Raw genomic sequence first — 14,450 nt, forward strand, 5'->3', positions numbered from 1 at the left:
TTTAAGCGCATCAGTAGTGCTCCGTCGAACGGGGAGTCGACGGGGCTTTAAAAAGAAAAAACAATGGAACCGAAAAATATTTTTACAGGAAAGGAATTGATAGCCATGGGCTTCAAATCTGGAAAATGGTTTAAGGAGGCTATTGCCCATATTAATGAACACCAATTGGAAGGGGATGCCTTGAACAACTACTTGGAACAGTTCAAATCACCACCAACGATAGGTTTACATGAAAAAGCAGTTCCTTTTTCGGTAAATATTAGGGCAGAAAATGAAATGGAGGAGACTAATGTCAATTCTGTTATCGAAACAATGGATGCCTTAATGAAAACCCCAACATTGGTAGACGGGGCCATCATGCCAGATGCCTGTCCAACAGGTCCAAAGGGAACAATCCCTGTAGGAGGAGTAGCGGTCGCTAAAAATGCAATCCACCCAGGAATGCATAGTGCAGATATCTGTTGTTCTGTATTGTTGACCGATTTTGGCAACGCAGACCCAAAAGATGTGTTGAACGCCGCTCATGGGATTACCCATTTTGGTCCAGGTGGTCGTTCTAGAGAGGATCAATTTCGATTTCCTATGGATTTATTGGTCGAAATAGAAGCGAATTACTTTTTGAATGACCAAAAGTGTATTTCTGCCGCAAGATCTCATTTGGGAACTCAAGGAGATGGAAACCATTTTTTGTTCGTCGGCATCTCAAAGGAAACAGGTAATACAATGATGGTAACGCATCACGGTAGCCGAGGTTTTGGCGCCAACTTGTATTCTAAAGGAATGAAAGTGGCCGAACGATTCCGAAAAGAATTGTCCCCCGAAACCTTAAAGCAAAATGCATGGATTCCAATAGATAGTGAAGAGGGTGAACAATATTGGGATGCGCTCCAAATTATCAGAAAGTGGACCAAGAAGAACCATGAATGTATTCATGATGCCACTTTGGCCAAATTAGGAATCAATCCAGAAAATCGATTCTGGAACGAGCATAATTTTGTATTCCGTGATGATGAATTGTTTTATCATGCCAAAGGAGCAACCCCCTTGGATGCTAAATTCATGCCCGACATCACAGGTCCAAGGTTGATCCCATTGAACATGTCAGAGCCAGTGCTGATTGTTGAGGGAGAGACTACAAAGACAAACTTAGGTTTTGCTCCCCATGGAGCAGGACGTAATGTGAGTCGAACCCAACATCGAAAAAGCAAAGTAGGCACGTTTCAGGAAATATTTGATGAAGAAACTCAAGGGTTGGATGTACGCTTTTTCTCCAATGAGATTGATATTACAGAATTACCTAGCGCCTATAAAAATGCAGAGACCGTTAGAAATCAAATGGATGAATTTGGTTTAGGAACAGTGATCGATGAGGTTATGCCTTATGGCTGCATTATGGCTGGGGATTGGAAGAAGAATGCGCCTTGGAAAAGAAACAAACGTCGATAATTTTTGTAAGTTTCGTGTGTTCAATGCATCTTTGCATTCAAGAATAGAAAAATAAAAGTTAATCCTATGAGGTACATTTTCTGTAAAAATAAAAAGGACGCTGAAAGGCTGTTTCCATGTCATGTGAAATAGGTAAAAAACTTTTAAGAGATATAAATCTGAAGAGCGTCCAAGAAATTGGGCGCTTTTTTTATGAATTTTTTTCTGAGTTGGCGAAATGTGAGTTCACACCTAAGTCCCAGTCCATTAATCAGTTATAAAAAGTAACTGATATCCGCCCAAGGCGGACAGGGATTCTATTGTCTTTATTTTTTATAACTATCTGACAATCAATTAAATAAATTGAATTTTCCTTGTTTATTCCAGGAATAGCTTGCATATTTGCATCGCAATAAAGCACAAGAAATTTTAAAAGAAGCAACAATGTTATTTATCAAACTACATAATACGATGTCACAGGAACAAGGTTCCATTGTGCATCAGCTTCGAGACTACTTTCCTATTACATAGAATTTTCATCTATCATATGAAGAAGAGTCCGAAGCCAGTAACGTTTCGGACTTTTTTTGTACACCGTATTTAGGTCTTACTTAAATGGTATCGAAACCAATGTGAAGATTTAAATATGATAATTGAAACCAAAACATCTCAAAGAAAAAAGGGAGAAAGAAGTACGTCGCCTATGGAAAAGACGTTCCGAAGTCTGGAAGGAAATGCGGGAGTTAGGTTACATAGCATTGGAGAAGCCTATTCGTCATGGTTGGTTTAAAGAAATCGTAATAACCCATAAAGTGGAACGCTACAAGAACAAGGCGGCCATTATGGAAGTATACGATAAGATTGAAAAAGTTTTTTGGGGAAGAACAAAGGAAGAAGCACAACAAAAATGGCTCAATCAAACCTCAAAGCATATTATTTACAAGGATTTCCCAACCATAAGTAAAAGGCAATTCAATACCCTAAGCTTTAAAGCCCAGAGACTATGTACTCCTTTTCAATATAGAAATGAACGCAAAAAACTTAGGCTCAGGTTCTACATAAGAATACCTAAAGGATCTTATAGTATTAAGTACACCAGGGCTTACATAACACATTCCAAACGCATTGATCCATTATTGGAAAGGGAGTCGGCTTTATTGGAACAACAACTTTTAAAAAGTGGGTTCTACGAAGCAGATAGAAAACTGGACAGATGGAAATATCATTGGGATCTAACAGACAGGAAAAAAGAAAAATTAAAAACAGAAAGAGCCCTTAAGAGCTTGAAGAAACATGCTATTAAGGACATCTTAAATGAAAAAATATCATGGGAAATAAACTAAGAGGGAAAGACCTAATCAAGTTGGGCTTCCCAAAAAATAACAGTATCAATATCGCCTTAGGGCAAATTAATAGATATCGCAAAAGAGAAAAAAAAGAGCGCATCTTGGAAGAAGCAAAGGAAGTATTGCAAAATCCTGAAAAATTTCAAGGTAATGCCATTTGGGGTAAAGTTGCCGAGGGGCTATTAAAACCTGTTGAACTTAAGTTGCATAAACTAAGGAATACCAGAGCACCCTTTTCCATTTATGGCGAGAATGAGATTGATGAACAAGCGAAGTATCAATTATATGATGCTTTGAAATTGCCAGTGGCAGTAGCTGGGGCATTAATGCCAGATGCACATTCAGGTTATGGATTGCCGATTGGTGGTGTTTTGGCCACGGATAATGTCGTGATTCCTTATGGAGTCGGTGTGGATATTGGATGTAGAATGTGCTTAACGGTCTATCCGATTAAAGCATCGTATCTGAAAGGAAAACAACATCAGTTGGAAAACATTCTAAAAGAACATACCAAGTTCGGAATGTATGAAACACATGATAAAAAACATGACCATGAGCTATTTGAACGATCGGAGTTTAATGACATCCCTTTGTTAAAAAGACTTAAGGTAAAAGCCTTCAAACAATTGGGTACATCTGGTGGAGGAAACCATTTTGTAGAGTTTGGAGTGGTTTCCATAACCGATACAATGAATCCATGGCAGCTTAAAGTGGGTGATTATATTGGAGTCCTGTCCCATAGCGGTTCTAGAGGGCTTGGTGCAAACATTGCCAAACATTACACCTATTTGGCCACTAAACAATGTCCGTTGCCTAAAAATGTTCAGCATTTGGCATGGTTGGATCTAAACACCCATGATGGGCAGGAGTATTGGTTGGCTATGAATTTGGCAGGTGATTATGCTAAAGCATGCCATGACGATATTCATAACCGCATAGGTAAACTTTTGGGAGCTAGAGCAGTAGTGAAAATTGAGAACCATCACAATTTCGCTTGGAAAGAAACTGTAAATGGATCAGCTTGTATCGTACACCGTAAGGGAGCCACACCTGCATCCCTTGGAGCATTGGGTATTATCCCTGGTTCCATGACCGCCCCTGGATATATCGTAAGGGGCTTAGGAAACAGTGAAAGCTTAAACTCGGCTTCACACGGAGCAGGACGTCTCCATTCTCGAAGAAAGTGCAAGGAGCAATTCACAAGAAGCGATATTAAGCATCAATTGAAATTGCATGATGTAACCCTCATAGGTGGAGGAATTGATGAAGCACCAATGGCATATAAAGACATAAAGAAAGTAATGAATAATCAGCAAGAATTGGTTGAGGTGTTGGGAACATTTACACCAAAAATTGTGAGAATGGATAAGTGATGGACACAAAAATTATACAAATAACATCTGGGAGAGGGCCTGTTGAATGTTGCTGGGTTGTAGCCCAAGTATTGAAGTTATTTATTGAAGATTTGAAGAAAAACAATATATCCTATCAAATCCTTCATCGAGAAAAAGGAACAGAAAATGGCACCCTACAATCTGTAACTATTCAATTGACGGGAAATGGATTGGCGAAGTTCTTGGCAGCTTGGTTAGGCACGGTACAATGGATTGGAAAATCATCTTTTCGAAAGTTTCATAAACGAAAGAATTGGTTTATCGGCATCTATGAAATTGATACCGTTCAGCCAAGTAATCTAAAAGATAGTGATATCACATTTCAAGCCATCAGAAGTTCAGGGCCAGGAGGGCAACATGCAAACAAAGTAAGTTCGGCAGTACGAGCTACCCATACCAAAACGGGCATACAGGTTTTAGTAGCAGATAGCAGGTCTCAACACCAAAACAAAAAGACAGCGATAAAGCGGTTACAGGAAAAAATGGTTGAATACCATAACGAAAAATTAAAAACTGCTGTCCAGCACCAGTGGGAGAATACCCTCAATTTACAAAGAGGGAATCCCATCAGGGTTTTTGAAGGCTCGGATTTCAAGCCCAAAAAGACAACAAAAAAGTATAAACAAAAGCGGAATCAGCTAAAAACTGACCTAAGAAAACAATTGAAACAATGACACTGGTAAACAACCATATATTCAAAGCATTGGACGCTTATCCCTACGATTTAGAGGAGGCTATAGAGGCATTGAATTATGCACTGGCTTATGATTCGAAAAATACCATGGCCTTATGTTTAATGGGGCGTATTTACGCAGAGACGCTCCATGATTATGAAAAAGCCAAAGCATTTTATACAGAAGCCCTAGCTGAAAACGTAAATGCATTTCACGTTTATCCGCATTATCTAAATCTTTTGTTATGGAATGAGGATTATGAAGAAGCAGCAGGTTTTATCGATTTTGCTCTAACGGTAAAAGGTTCGGATAAAGCTGTACTGCATTATAAAAAGGCTATTCTCTTTGAACAACAAGTTCGTTATAAAGAAGCGTTGCAACATCTAAAATCGGCAAAGCGCTACACCTATAACGACAACTTTATGACTGATGTAAACGAGGCAAAATCTAGGATTAAGGATAAAATGTCAAAAGGAAAAACTTCTAAAAATAGAAAGAAGAAAAAGAGATGAAATATACTGCGTAAAAAGAATGCGTAATAGCATCGCAAATTTGTAGTATAAAAATAAAATGACACCTTTGCATTGCAAAATGGATATACAACAGATACATACACAACCGAAATCACGTTTTAGTGAATGTGATTATAGATGGACGGCAAATTTAGTATCGCTGTCTAAAAAGGACGTTATGTATCTATTTGAACCGTAAATTCTGAGGTAAAAAAGAACTGTAAATAATAGTACTAGCGTCCAATAGAAAAATTGGGCGCTTTTTTTATGGAATATTTTAAAATCATGTTTGAAAAGTAAAACAACATAATACAGGGTAATTGAAACAGAAAACAATTGAGAGACAGGCGATTGTAAAATGTTTGAAATCTGCTGAAAAGCGGACAGGGGTCCTATTGTCCAAATTTGATTTAACTAATTGATTTTCAATTAATTAATTTTAAATTTATCTTGGATAATTCAAAAATTGATTTCATATTTGCAGCGTCATTTCCAGCGAATTCAGGATTAGGTATAAAAGAAAAGAAACCATGAGACAAAATAGTTTACAGCATAATACAGAATGGTGTTTCGGCTTTCGCTCGCCGATACTCATGGAGGAGTGTTATAGTGATGTGAAATCCATTAATAAAACAAAAAGAGAGGGTATACATATGTAAATCTGATAACAGAACATATGCTAAGTATAGTTAAAGGCACCTCTCGAAAAGAGGTGCTTTTTTTATGTAGTTCATTGAAATAAAGATTGACTCGTAGCTCAGCAGGTTAGAGCAAGGCCCTTTTAAGGTCGAGGTCATGGGTTCGATTCCCATCGGGTCAACAAAACGGAAGGACAAGCCAATGGGCGGTGGCCACACTCTTGAAAAGTGTTCGGAGATAACGACTCGTGTGGGTTCGACTCCCACTCCTTCCGCAAATGGAGAGTAGATAAATATTGGTTTGTTATGCTTGTCTGCTAAACAAGTTCACGGTCCTCGTGATAAAGGTTCGATTCCTTTACTCTCCGCCAAAGATATTGTAGCTCAATGGTAGAGCAAAGACCTGTTAAGTCTGAGGTTGTAGGTTCGAGCCCTACCAATATCGCTAAGACAAGGTGGCTGAATGGATTAAAGCAGCAGATTGCAAATCTGTTTTTTGCAGGTTCAAATCCTGTCCTTGTCTCAAATTATGGAAGCATTGAGCAATTGGTTGGCTCGCCAGACTGTAAATCTGGTCTCTTCGGAGCGTGTAGGTTCGAGTCCTACTGCTTCCACAACAGGCATCTATGGTGTAATTGGCAACATAGTAGACTTCCAATCTTCAGTTTCGAGTTCGAGTCTCGATGGATGCTCCTATAAAACACGTTCATGGTGTAATGGTAGCATGCGAGTCTCCAAAACTTGCGGTTAGGGTTCAAATCCTTATGGACGTGCAGAAGCATCTATGGTGTAACGGATAGCACAAGAGACTTCTAATCTCTAAGTCTAAGTTCAACTCTTAGTAGATGTACAAAATAGGGTTCATTGGGGTAATGGCTATCCTTCCCGACTGTCTCTCGGGAGATACGAGTTCGATTCTCGTATGAACCGCAAAATCTAGGGGAATAACAATGGCTGTTTACCCGCTTTGGAAGCGGGAGGTTGCAGGTTCGAATCCTGTCCCTTAGACAACATGCTCCGTTGGTCAAATGGTCAAGACGCCACACTTTCTATGTGGAATTAAGGGTTCGATTCCCTTACGGAGTACTATTTGAGGCATAGCTCAGTGGAAGAGCATCACGCTTACATCGTGATAGTCATAGGTTCGAATCCTATTGCCTCAACAAATTGAGATGTAGCTTAAAAGGTAGAGCATCGCTCTCATAAGGCGAAAGATTCAGGTTCGACTCCTGACATCTCAACACAAGCAGGGATAGCCGAATTGGTATAGGCGCCAGATTTAGAATCTGGAATTTGAGAGTTCGAATCTCTCTCCCTGTACTATTTGCTCCACTAGCCCAAATGGAAGAGGCAATGGACTTAAAATCCATACAGTCCAAGTTCGAATCTTGGGTGGAGTACCATAGGCTTATGGTGTAATGGATAGCATGCAAGGTTTCGACCCTTGTGGTATGGGTTCAAATCCTATTAGGCCTACAAATTAATCTGTGGTGCAATGGGAGCACACTGGACTTTGACTCCAGAGATGAAGGTTCGAATCCTTCCAGGTTAACAAAATGGTGTCTCTAGCTTATCTGGTAAAGCACCCCACTGTGAATGGGGAGAATAGGGTTCGAGTCCCAGAGTACACCCAAAATGGAACAGTAGTGTAGTAGGTCTGCACGTTGGTTTGAAGCACCAGAGGTATCCGTTCGATTCGGATCTGTTCCACACGAAAAAAGACTAATGATTAGAAATCATGAAAATAGCAGTTAACAAATGGAGGAATTTTAGTGGTAAAGTTTTTGACCAGCCCATCACAACACTTGTCGAGGAGGCCATAGTCAGGGAGCAAAAGGCAGGATATCGACTTAAGATTTGCGTTGGGTCCGATTCACAAGCCTATAAAGCTCATGTTGCTTATGCTACTGTGGTGGTTATACTTAGGGAAGGCAAAGGAGGCTTTATGTTTATCAAAAATCTGAAGGGAACTACTAAAATCAGCACTAAAGAACGAATGCTCAAAGAGGTAGCGATGTCTGTTGAAACAGCCTACGCCATCTGCCATATTCTTGACAGATACAATGTCGAACTTGAAGTTCATGCGGATATCAACACAGACCCAAAATTTGAATCAAATGTGGCATTAAAAGAGGCTATGGGCTATATCCTTGGGATGGGCTTTGTTTTTAAAGCAAAACCTAATGCTTTTGCAAGTTCATCTTGTGCAGATATGGCTGTATGAATCAAAAAAATTATGATTATGAATGGAATTACATATATAGAGAATTTTTTAGAAAATCATTTTGAGTTGTTCAATAGCTTGATAGATAGTATTGCATGGGATGCAAGAATGAAAGCCCGTAAAACAGCAAGTTTTGGCAAGGCATATAATTATTCTCAAATGGATTACCCTTATCAGGAGTTTACAGAAGAACTAAATGAGATAATAGAGTCTATCAATAATAAGCTGTACTTCAGGCCAAATAATTGTTTGATCAATCTATATGAAGACGGACGTTCAACTATGGGATTTCACTCAGATCAAACCGACATGTTGTTTGAAAATACTGGGGTTGTAATTATTTCATTAGGGGAAACAAGAACCCTTAGGTTTAGAAATATTAAAGAAAGAAAAGTCAACATAGATTATGATCTTCCATCTGGTTCTCTCATTTATATGGACAATTTGATTCAAGAAACATGGCAACATGCTATTCCAGAATCAAATACAGTAAATGGAAGAATGAGTCTGACATTTAGAAAACTAAGATAATCCGAAATTATATTTTACTACGCAAGATGATTGCGTAGTATTATTGGAATCTTTGTCATGTAATTAAATAGAAGCTTTTGGAATCAGCTTCATAGTAGTGCCTCGTCAGACGTTGGTAGCTGGCGAGGCTTCATAAATGTTCTTTTACATAGTCCAGTAGCTCAGAGGATAGAGCGCCATACTTTTCGCTGATTGGCAAAAAAAAGTTCCTCTTTTTGACTCAAAATCAGGAGGTCGTGGGTTCGAATCCCACCTGGACTACAATACAATATTGGCACAAGAAGTTCCTATTATTCTTTTGACGAAAATTACTTCTCGCCAGTATGAATCTGAAGATAACAGAAGTTCCTATGTTTCTGGTTCGACTCCAGAGCTCGAAAGAGTAAGTGGTTTAGTTTACTTCCCATCTTCAAAAAATAGGTAAAGGAAGTTCCTATTATTGACCGTTAATCAAATTTACTTCCCACCTTTTTTAAATTTAAAACAATGAAAACTTTAAAACTATTTAATGCAGTAATCGCTAAGGAATCCACGGAAATCCATTTTGTATCAAAGGATGGGTTTATTATAGAATCCAGCGCTATGTGGGCCAAAAAGGAAATCATCAGGTTTTATAAAAACGAAAAACTAGATGGTTATGGCCTGAACAAAACCTTCCATAAATCCTGGATTAAGATCAAATCAAGTTCAAGGTTGAACCTTCTGATGGAACAAATAAAACATTATGTCTCTACCTACGGAAGCAACTTTCAAGATGAGATGTACATCCCTGAAGAGGTATTGGACGTCCCTGAACTTAAGGTGGTATTTAAAGTAATTAAAGGATACAGTAAAGAAGAATTGACAGCAAAATGTTTGGAACTATTGCAATCTGGAATGGCTTTAAAGGAAGAGACCATAAACGAAGTTCTTTCAGTTTTGGTTGATGAGTTAAAGTATAAGTTCACAGGCAAAGAAAGAATCAAGAATAAGGAGGCCATTGTCAAGATAGCGGATATGTATGGGGTATTACCTCCAGATACTATGGAGTTCTTTAGGTATATCATATATAGAGCTACTGGTGAATCATTGCTGATTAAAAATGACGACACCATAGAGGCCATAAAAGCTTCTAATTTTAACCCAGCAGTTCAATTTGAGAATTTTGGATTGGAGAAGTTGGCGGAAATCTTTAATAGATTCAAACCTTTGTTTTTGGCTTTTAAGCCTAAGTGTGGTTCGACAATCAACAAAATATCAAAGTTGTCTAAACTACATCATGTACCATTGGTAGCCAACCCATTGAACCATGTGACCAATATGTATATATCCCATGCGGACATACATTGGTTGGATAACGCAACACCATTTGCTTTGTTCAAGGCTATATCGGCATGTTACACAAGAATGAATGGTCAAGATGCCTTCGTGTATAGAATTAGAAACGGTAAATCGTTTGTAAAGAAGAGCAGGATTAAAGAAGTAGTTTGGGCAAACTATCAGTTTTTAGAAGATTATTTAAAAACAAGGTTCAATCTTTCGAACAAAACGTTTTTCTTGCCAAGGGATATTCAATTGGCCTTGCCAACCTCAGAGAAAATGTTTGTAGGCAATATTCCAACTGGAACAAAGTTTTTTGGGAATCAGTTGGCGGTTGGAGTTTATTGGAAAAATGCCTGGGGAGCTCATGATATTGATTTGTCAGGAATAAATATTGGGGGCAAAATAGGTTGGAATTCAGCTTACAATCAAGATGATGGCAGCCTAATGTACTCAGGGGATATTACCGATGCGCCAAATGGAGCTGTTGAATACATGTATGCCAATAAAGGGTTAAAAATGCCCACTCTTATTAAAAGCAATGTGTTTTCAGGTGCTAACAATTGTGATTACAAGATTATTGTTGGACGTGGTTCAGATGTAAACTATAAATACATGATGAATCCCAATGAGCTTTTCGCTGAAGTCAAATGTCAATCGGTACAAAGGCAAACCATTTTAGGAATGCTATTACCAGAAGACAACAAACAATGTTTTGTCTTGTTAAATTTTGGAGCGGGACAGGCTAGAGTTTCTGGAAATTCAGAAGTATCAAACTTGGCGACACAAGCGTTACATCAACAATGGAGTAGTCCATTAATGTTAAATGAAATGATAGAATTATTGGGTGGTTCAATAATCAAAAACAAGGATCAGGCTGATTACATCCTTTCCTTGGAGAGATTGGAAAAGGACACCCTGATAAAGTTATTTCAGGAAAATGATTTAAAATCATGAAAGAACAGATATTAAACAAGTTAGGAGAAATAGAACGTGATAAGAAAATAGAAATACTATTTGCGGTAGAATCGGGAAGCAGAGCCTGGGGCTTTGCTTCTCCTGATTCTGATTATGATATCCGTTTTGTTTACAAGCATGATAAGGATTGGTATTTGAATCTTTGGGAACAAAAAGATTCTATTCAATTTATGACCGAAGAGGATTTAGATGGCTCTGGATGGGATGTTAGAAAAGCACTCAAACTTCTAGCAAAATCCAATGCCTCTTTTTTGGGATGGTTATTCTCCCCTATTGTTTATAGAGAGAATCCTATCTTTCTTAACGAAATAAAGGAATTGGCGGCAAACAATTTTAATCCCGTTTCTGGATTTTACCATTATCACAGCATGAACAGAGGTTTTGAAGAAACCTTGGGTTCGGATAAGATGACGTTGAAAAGCTTCTTTTATGCTATTCGTACAGCCTTATGTGCTAAATGGGTGTATGAAAAGAATACGATTCCTCCTGTGTTTTTTAAAGAACTATATCCTTTAATCGACTCAGAATATCATGGGATGTTGGATGACCTAATACTTTTAAAGAGCAAGCACATCGAAAAAAGTAACGAACCCGTCGACCCTGTTTTGATAGAACTCGTCAAGCAATTGGTTAAGGAAAATGATAGCGTGAAAAATGATTTGATCAATAGGAAACCAAAGCCTGAAGAATTCAACAACCTCTTTTTAAAGACCATATCATGACCATAGAAGAACTAAAGAAATCTGGGCATATCATTTTCGAATGCATTAGCGGGAGTAGAGCTTATGGATTGGACACACCTTCATCCGACACGGATATCAGAGGTGTGTTCATTCTTCCTAAAGAACACTTTTATTCCCTTGACTACATTGGACAGATAAACAACGAATCAAATGATATTGTGTATTATGAATTGCGCAAGTTCATTGATTTATGTTCTAAGAATAATCCAAACATATTGGAATTGTTGAATGTCCCAGAAGAATGCATTCTTTATAAACATGAAATTTTCAATGAAATAAAATTGGAGCTTTTCTTATCAAAACAGTGTGAAAAATCATTTGCGAACTATGCGTATGCACAAATCAAAAAGGCAAGAGGACTCGAAAAAAAGATTGTAAATCCAGTTGAAAAGGAACGTAAGTCAGTCCTGGATTTTTGTTTTGTCTATAACCAGGGTAAGTCTTTGCCCCTGAACATATTCCTTGAAAAAAACAATATTCAGCAAGAACATTGCGGTATATCCAACATAGCCCACCTAAAGGATTGTCACAATTTATATCACAACCCAAACATCCCATTTAAGGGAATCATAAAAAGTGATAAGGCAAACGATATTGCATTGAGTTCGATACCAAAGGAAGAGACACCTATTGGAATGCTTTTTTTCAATAAAGATGGCTATTCATCATATTGTAAAAAGTACAAAGAATACTGGGATTGGGTAGACAAACGCAACGAGGAACGCTATAGAACAACAGTATCACATGGCAAAAACTACGATTCCAAAAATATGATGCATACCTTCAGGTTGTTACATATGGCCAAAGAAATTGCATTGGAAAATACTATTAGGGTAAAACGGCCCGATAGAGAATTTCTGCTGGATGTAAAGCAAGGAAAATACGAATATGATGAACTAGTTGGTTGGGCCGAAGAAAAGAAAAAAGAACTGGAGAATTTATATGACTCCTCAACTTTACCAAAAAAGTCAAATCTGAAGGCAATTAATAACTTGCTTGTCACCGCAAGAGAAAAATTCTATCACTTTAACTAACAGTCAAACTTTGAATATTACATGATAAAATAAATTGCTTCGTATATTTGTGTCAAATTTACGCATATATGGGTGTCAAGCAAGATATCAAAGTTTCAGTGGATGCTGTAGTTTTTGGCTATGAGGTAAAAAACAACCTATCTGTTTTATTGATAAAAAGGGGAATTGAACCATTCAAAAATCAATGGGCCTTACCAGGTGGACTTGTCTTAAACGATGAAACGCTAGAAGAGGCCGTTTTGAGGGAGTTAAAAGAAGAAACTGGAATAACAATTGACTATTTAGAACAGCTTTATACCTTCGGCACGCCAAAAAGAGACCCTCGTAATAGAGTAATTTCTGTAAGTTATTTTGGCTTGGTAAAACCTAACCATTTTGATATCAAAGCAGCAACGGATGCCGCCGACGTAAAATGGTTCAATTTGGATGAATTACCTAAACTGGCGTTTGATCATCAAGTAATTGTGGATACAGCTCATCAAAGATTAAAATCCAAGCTTAGCTACCAACCTATCGGTTTTGATCTGTTAAATGATGAATTCCCGTTCTCGGACCTGGAGAACTTGTATATGACTATTTTGGAAAAGGAAATCGACAGAAGAAACTTCAGGAAAAAGATGCTAAGTTTTGGCATTATTCAAGAGACCAATAAAATAGAAAAAATAGGTAGTGGTCGCCCTGCCAAGCTTTTTAAATTCAACAAAAAGAAATTCGAACAACTTTCATCTGGCGACTTTCACTTTGAAATTAAGTTTGTGTAAATTTTACACAAAATTTGGTTTGCTCACTTTCTCTTTATAAATTTGCGTAAAATAAACGCAATATGGTTCTTAATCTTGATACTAATTTCAACCCTTATCCGAATAAGCGGATTATTGAATTTGAGAGTTTTACTTTTTATGGAGGCGAGCCGCACCTCAAAATATTGTCTTCAATTGACAAAAACGAACTGGTAACCATTACACATAGAATACAATCTTTCAATGATTTTGGGTTACTGCTTTTGGCGATTGATGCATTACATAGATTAGGTATCGAGAACGTTAGTGTCTTCATTCCTTACTTCCCTGCGGCAAGACAAGATAGGGTGATGGTGGGAGGTGAACCTTTATCGGTTAAGGTTTATACGGATATATTAAATGCATTGAATTTGAATGAAATTACCGTTTACGATCCGCATTCAGAAGTTACCCCTGCCCTTTTGAATAATTGTACCGTGATTTCAAATCATAATTTTGTTAAGCAGGTCATAGAGAATATTGGAGATGAAGTCTTTCTTATTTCCCCTGACGGAGGTGCTTTGAAGAAAATATATAAGTTAACAAGTGCCTTAGGTGGAATTGAAGTTGTTGAATGCTCCAAATCAAGGGATGTTAAAACTGGTCGCATTTCAGACTTCAAAGTTTATGCGGAAGATTTACAGGGGAAAAACTGTTTGATAGTCGATGATATCTGTGATGGCGGAGGAACCTTCATAGGGTTGGCCAAAGAACTTAAAAGCAAAAATGCTGGAAAGCTATACTTGGCGGTTAGTCATGGAATATTTAGTAAAGGGCTAGATGAACTTAGTCAATACTTTGATAAAGTTTATAGCACCAATTCTTTTAATAGTATTGAAAGCACAAAACACTTTTTACAATTTAGTTTATAGA

General features: G+C 37.8%; 12 protein-coding genes and 21 tRNA genes. All 33 read left to right on the forward strand.

Going from position 1 to position 14,450, the window contains the following annotated elements; translation table 11 throughout:
* Nucleotides 1–63: 63 nt before the first annotated feature.
* The 33 genes from LV716_RS05020 (at nucleotide 64) to prs (ending at nucleotide 14,449) form a co-directional block, all read left to right on the forward strand.
* On the forward strand, nucleotides 64–1,446 hold the full coding sequence (locus tag LV716_RS05020) for an RtcB family protein (protein ID WP_163416683.1): 1,383 nt from the start codon (nucleotides 64–66) through the stop codon (nucleotides 1,444–1,446).
* A 632-nt stretch (nucleotides 1,447–2,078) separates the two neighbouring features.
* The gene (locus LV716_RS05025) at nucleotides 2,079–2,768 is read left to right on the forward strand and encodes a hypothetical protein (protein WP_163416684.1); all 690 of its coding nucleotides are present in this window, start codon (nucleotides 2,079–2,081) and stop codon (nucleotides 2,766–2,768) included.
* Complete coding sequence (locus tag LV716_RS05030) at nucleotides 2,753–4,144, forward strand: RtcB family protein (protein WP_163416685.1); 1,392 nt, start codon at nucleotides 2,753–2,755, stop codon at nucleotides 4,142–4,144. Before LV716_RS05025 ends, LV716_RS05030 begins: the two co-directional genes overlap by 16 nt.
* The gene (prfH, locus tag LV716_RS05035; RefSeq protein ID WP_163416686.1) at nucleotides 4,144–4,839 is read left to right on the forward strand and encodes a peptide chain release factor H; all 696 of its coding nucleotides are present in this window, start codon (nucleotides 4,144–4,146) and stop codon (nucleotides 4,837–4,839) included. Before LV716_RS05030 ends, prfH begins: the two co-directional genes overlap by 1 nt.
* Nucleotides 4,836–5,351 carry a hypothetical protein gene (locus LV716_RS05040; RefSeq protein ID WP_163416687.1) on the forward strand — a complete coding sequence of 172 codons (516 nt, stop codon included), beginning with the start codon at nucleotides 4,836–4,838 and terminating at the stop codon, nucleotides 5,349–5,351. Before prfH ends, LV716_RS05040 begins: the two co-directional genes overlap by 4 nt.
* Nucleotides 5,352–6,097: 746 nt before the next feature.
* Nucleotides 6,098–6,171 (forward strand) — tRNA-Lys (locus tag LV716_RS05045).
* 6 nt (nucleotides 6,172–6,177) lie between these two features.
* Nucleotides 6,178–6,264, forward strand: a tRNA-Ser gene (locus LV716_RS05050).
* Nucleotides 6,265–6,269: 5 nt separating this feature from the next.
* Nucleotides 6,270–6,360: transfer RNA gene (locus tag LV716_RS05055), tRNA-Ser, on the forward strand.
* 2 nt (nucleotides 6,361–6,362) lie between these two features.
* A tRNA-Asn gene (locus tag LV716_RS05060) sits at nucleotides 6,363–6,434 on the forward strand.
* Nucleotides 6,435–6,438: 4 nt separating this feature from the next.
* Nucleotides 6,439–6,512, forward strand: a tRNA-Cys gene (locus LV716_RS05065).
* An 8-nt stretch (nucleotides 6,513–6,520) separates the two neighbouring features.
* Nucleotides 6,521–6,603 (forward strand) — tRNA-Tyr (locus LV716_RS05070).
* Nucleotides 6,604–6,609: 6 nt separating this feature from the next.
* A tRNA-Gly gene (locus tag LV716_RS05075) sits at nucleotides 6,610–6,681 on the forward strand.
* A 10-nt stretch (nucleotides 6,682–6,691) separates the two neighbouring features.
* A tRNA-Trp gene (locus LV716_RS05080) sits at nucleotides 6,692–6,762 on the forward strand.
* Nucleotides 6,763–6,767: 5 nt separating this feature from the next.
* Nucleotides 6,768–6,839, forward strand: a tRNA-Arg gene (locus LV716_RS05085).
* An 8-nt stretch (nucleotides 6,840–6,847) separates the two neighbouring features.
* Nucleotides 6,848–6,919, forward strand: a tRNA-Asp gene (locus LV716_RS05090).
* A 6-nt stretch (nucleotides 6,920–6,925) separates the two neighbouring features.
* Nucleotides 6,926–6,997: transfer RNA gene (locus tag LV716_RS05095), tRNA-Pro, on the forward strand.
* Nucleotides 6,998–7,003: 6 nt separating this feature from the next.
* Nucleotides 7,004–7,075 (forward strand) — tRNA-Glu (locus tag LV716_RS05100).
* Between the two features lie 5 nt (nucleotides 7,076–7,080).
* Nucleotides 7,081–7,152: transfer RNA gene (locus LV716_RS05105), tRNA-Val, on the forward strand.
* Between the two features lie 5 nt (nucleotides 7,153–7,157).
* Nucleotides 7,158–7,230: transfer RNA gene (locus LV716_RS05110), tRNA-Met, on the forward strand.
* 5 nt (nucleotides 7,231–7,235) lie between these two features.
* Nucleotides 7,236–7,309 (forward strand) — tRNA-Leu (locus LV716_RS05115).
* Between the two features lie 6 nt (nucleotides 7,310–7,315).
* Nucleotides 7,316–7,392: transfer RNA gene (locus tag LV716_RS05120), tRNA-Leu, on the forward strand.
* Nucleotide 7,393: 1 nt separating this feature from the next.
* Nucleotides 7,394–7,465, forward strand: a tRNA-Arg gene (locus tag LV716_RS05125).
* Nucleotides 7,466–7,470: 5 nt separating this feature from the next.
* Nucleotides 7,471–7,541 (forward strand) — tRNA-Gln (locus LV716_RS05130).
* Between the two features lie 6 nt (nucleotides 7,542–7,547).
* Nucleotides 7,548–7,622, forward strand: a tRNA-His gene (locus LV716_RS05135).
* Between the two features lie 4 nt (nucleotides 7,623–7,626).
* Nucleotides 7,627–7,699 (forward strand) — tRNA-Phe (locus tag LV716_RS05140).
* Nucleotides 7,700–7,727: 28 nt separating this feature from the next.
* Nucleotides 7,728–8,213, forward strand: coding sequence for a ribonuclease H-like YkuK family protein (locus tag LV716_RS05145; RefSeq protein WP_163416688.1), 486 nt, complete (start codon nucleotides 7,728–7,730; stop codon nucleotides 8,211–8,213).
* Between the two features lie 18 nt (nucleotides 8,214–8,231).
* Nucleotides 8,232–8,744, forward strand: coding sequence for an alpha-ketoglutarate-dependent dioxygenase AlkB (locus LV716_RS05150; protein WP_163416689.1), 513 nt, complete (start codon nucleotides 8,232–8,234; stop codon nucleotides 8,742–8,744).
* Between the two features lie 150 nt (nucleotides 8,745–8,894).
* Nucleotides 8,895–9,005: transfer RNA gene (locus LV716_RS05155), tRNA-OTHER, on the forward strand.
* A 225-nt stretch (nucleotides 9,006–9,230) separates the two neighbouring features.
* Nucleotides 9,231–11,000 carry a hypothetical protein gene (locus LV716_RS05160; protein WP_163416690.1) on the forward strand — a complete coding sequence of 590 codons (1,770 nt, stop codon included), beginning with the start codon at nucleotides 9,231–9,233 and terminating at the stop codon, nucleotides 10,998–11,000.
* A complete protein-coding gene (locus LV716_RS05165) occupies nucleotides 10,997–11,743 on the forward strand; it encodes a nucleotidyltransferase domain-containing protein (RefSeq protein ID WP_163416691.1) in 747 nt (248 codons plus the stop codon). Before LV716_RS05160 ends, LV716_RS05165 begins: the two co-directional genes overlap by 4 nt.
* Nucleotides 11,740–12,798: a DNA polymerase beta superfamily protein gene (locus LV716_RS05170; RefSeq protein WP_163416692.1), complete on the forward strand. Its 1,059-nt coding sequence runs from the start codon at nucleotides 11,740–11,742 to the stop codon at nucleotides 12,796–12,798. Before LV716_RS05165 ends, LV716_RS05170 begins: the two co-directional genes overlap by 4 nt.
* Nucleotides 12,799–12,866: 68 nt before the next feature.
* Nucleotides 12,867–13,559: an NUDIX domain-containing protein gene (locus LV716_RS05175; RefSeq protein ID WP_163416693.1), complete on the forward strand. Its 693-nt coding sequence runs from the start codon at nucleotides 12,867–12,869 to the stop codon at nucleotides 13,557–13,559.
* 62 nt (nucleotides 13,560–13,621) lie between these two features.
* On the forward strand, nucleotides 13,622–14,449 hold the full coding sequence (prs, locus tag LV716_RS05180) for a ribose-phosphate diphosphokinase (protein WP_163416694.1): 828 nt from the start codon (nucleotides 13,622–13,624) through the stop codon (nucleotides 14,447–14,449).
* Nucleotide 14,450 lies beyond the last annotated feature (1 nt).

Source organism: Flagellimonas sp. HMM57 (genome assembly GCF_021390175.1).
Lineage (GTDB): Bacteria > Bacteroidota > Bacteroidia > Flavobacteriales > Flavobacteriaceae > Flagellimonas.

What these genes read in the sequence shown, in the direction of transcription:
- prs (WP_163416694.1), top strand. Translation starts at nt 13,622, where the DNA reads ATGGTTCTTAATCTTGATACTAATTTCAACCCTTATCCGAATAAGCGG.
- LV716_RS05040 (WP_163416687.1), top strand. Translation starts at nt 4,836, where the DNA reads ATGACACTGGTAAACAACCATATATTCAAAGCATTGGACGCTTATCCC.
- LV716_RS05175 (WP_163416693.1), top strand. Translation starts at nt 12,867, where the DNA reads ATGGGTGTCAAGCAAGATATCAAAGTTTCAGTGGATGCTGTAGTTTTT.
- LV716_RS05150 (WP_163416689.1), top strand. Translation starts at nt 8,232, where the DNA reads ATGAATGGAATTACATATATAGAGAATTTTTTAGAAAATCATTTTGAG.
- LV716_RS05160 (WP_163416690.1), top strand. Translation starts at nt 9,231, where the DNA reads ATGAAAACTTTAAAACTATTTAATGCAGTAATCGCTAAGGAATCCACG.
- LV716_RS05170 (WP_163416692.1), top strand. Translation starts at nt 11,740, where the DNA reads ATGACCATAGAAGAACTAAAGAAATCTGGGCATATCATTTTCGAATGC.
- LV716_RS05030 (WP_163416685.1), top strand. Translation starts at nt 2,753, where the DNA reads ATGGGAAATAAACTAAGAGGGAAAGACCTAATCAAGTTGGGCTTCCCA.
- LV716_RS05145 (WP_163416688.1), top strand. Translation starts at nt 7,728, where the DNA reads ATGAAAATAGCAGTTAACAAATGGAGGAATTTTAGTGGTAAAGTTTTT.
- LV716_RS05165 (WP_163416691.1), top strand. Translation starts at nt 10,997, where the DNA reads ATGAAAGAACAGATATTAAACAAGTTAGGAGAAATAGAACGTGATAAG.
- LV716_RS05020 (WP_163416683.1), top strand. Translation starts at nt 64, where the DNA reads ATGGAACCGAAAAATATTTTTACAGGAAAGGAATTGATAGCCATGGGC.
- prfH (WP_163416686.1), top strand. Translation starts at nt 4,144, where the DNA reads ATGGACACAAAAATTATACAAATAACATCTGGGAGAGGGCCTGTTGAA.